The following is a 1,562-nucleotide window of genomic DNA, read 5'->3' as shown; positions in this document are numbered from 1 at the left end:
TCCAGAATCAGGCTGCCACGCCAGAACAAGCCCCCCCTTAGACTGATAGCTGAAGGCTCTATTTGCTCCGCAACTTCCGGCAAAGTTCATTCCCCGTCTGCGACAGATGACGTGATAATAACAGGTGAATTTTTTGATGGGTTTCCTCTGCCTTTTAACTCTGATATCAACGCCTGGGAAATTCACTGCCGGAAAGTTGTTAAAAAAGAGATTGAAGAGATTTCTGAAACTGAATCAATAGTCCCAGATAATCTGGACTATGATAGCCCTGCACCAGAAGTAGAAGTATTGAGGCAAAATGAGAAGAGGACAGTACGTCGAGGAAAGTGGAACACCACCTGTCCCTGCGGCATCACCTTCGACTCGGTCAACCTGCTTAAATCTCACCGCCAGAGCAGCAGGGGTGCCCAGTGCAAGGGGAAGCAGAATACTATCTGCCCTTGCGGCGCCAGCTTCGGTTCGGTAAATCTACTTAACTCTCACCGCCAGAGCAGCAGGGATACCCGGTGCAAGGGAAAGCAGAACACTACCTGCCCCTGCGGCGCTACCTTCGATTCGGCCAGCCTGCTTAAATCTCACCGACGGGGCAGTAGGAGTGCCCGGTGCAAGGAGAAGCAGAACAGCACCTGTGTCTGCGGTGCCACCTTCGATTCGGCCAGTCTGCTTAACTCTCACCGCCAGAGCAGCCGCAATGCCCAATGCAAGGGAAAGCGTAACACCACCTGCTCCTGTGGTGTCACCTTTGATACGGTCAGTCTGCTTAGCGCTCACCGCCAGGGCAGCCGCAATGCTCAATGCAAGGGAAAGCGTAACACCACCTGTTCCTGTGGCGCCATCTTCGATTCGGCCAACCAACTTAAAGCCCACTGCCAGAGCAGCAACGATGCTCGGTGCAAGGGGAAGCGGAGTACCACCTGCCCCTGCGGTGCCACCTTCGATACGGTCAGCCGGCTTAACTCTCACCGCCAGAGAAGCCGAGAGGCCCGGTGCAAGGGACAGTGGAACACCACCTGCTCCTGCGGCGTCACCTTTGCTTCGGTCAGCCTGCTTAAATCTCATCGCCAGGGTAGCAGTGACATCCGGTGCAAGAGACAGCGGATCAAAAATAAAGGAGAGGGGATTTAAAAAGAATCGCTATGGCTTAAACAGCTCAGACCAGTCAAAATGTTGATACACGAGATGTGCCGAGTACCTGCATTTGTTACGTCAGCTATAGAGATTCCTTTTTCCCCTCCTGGGGCTGTTCGGGTCCATAATTTTACCGGGTTTGAAAATTGCCCCGGCCACCTTCACCGGCTAGCCTATCGTGCCTGGGTTGAATGAGAGGTTATGCTCGTTGCAAAGGCTGGCAAATGCTTCATATCTTTGGCTTATCCTGATCGTTGTTCCCGCTATTGTTGTTGATGCGAGTACAGATAAGCAGATCAGTAGCTACACGCTTGTTGTGCCAACAGGTGAAGGGGAGGCCGATTCATTTCAACAGGCCGTATCCGCACGTCATCACCTGCCGCTCAGCCTTTAGATGACACATACTGTGTATCGGGTCCAGAAAACAGTCTGGT

At 52.8% G+C, this 1,562-nt stretch carries 1 protein-coding gene; it reads right to left on the bottom strand.

Annotated features, from left to right (window positions below; translation table 11 throughout):
• Positions 1-468 precede the first annotated feature (468 nt).
• Positions 469-1,059, bottom strand: coding sequence for a hypothetical protein (locus tag E1189_RS02885; protein ID WP_155158550.1), 591 nt, complete (start codon positions 1,057-1,059; stop codon positions 469-471).
• Positions 1,060-1,562: the final 503 nt, after the last annotated feature.

This window comes from Parendozoicomonas verongulae (assembly GCF_009711465.1).
GTDB lineage: Bacteria > Pseudomonadota > Gammaproteobacteria > Pseudomonadales > Endozoicomonadaceae > Sansalvadorimonas > Sansalvadorimonas verongulae.
The sequence above is the reverse complement of the archived record's forward strand: the minus strand, read 5'-3'. Positions and strand labels throughout refer to the sequence as shown.

What these genes read in the sequence shown, in the direction of transcription:
- E1189_RS02885 (WP_155158550.1), bottom strand. Translation starts at nt 1,059, where the DNA reads ATGAGATTTAAGCAGGCTGACCGAAGCAAAGGTGACGCCGCAGGAGCA.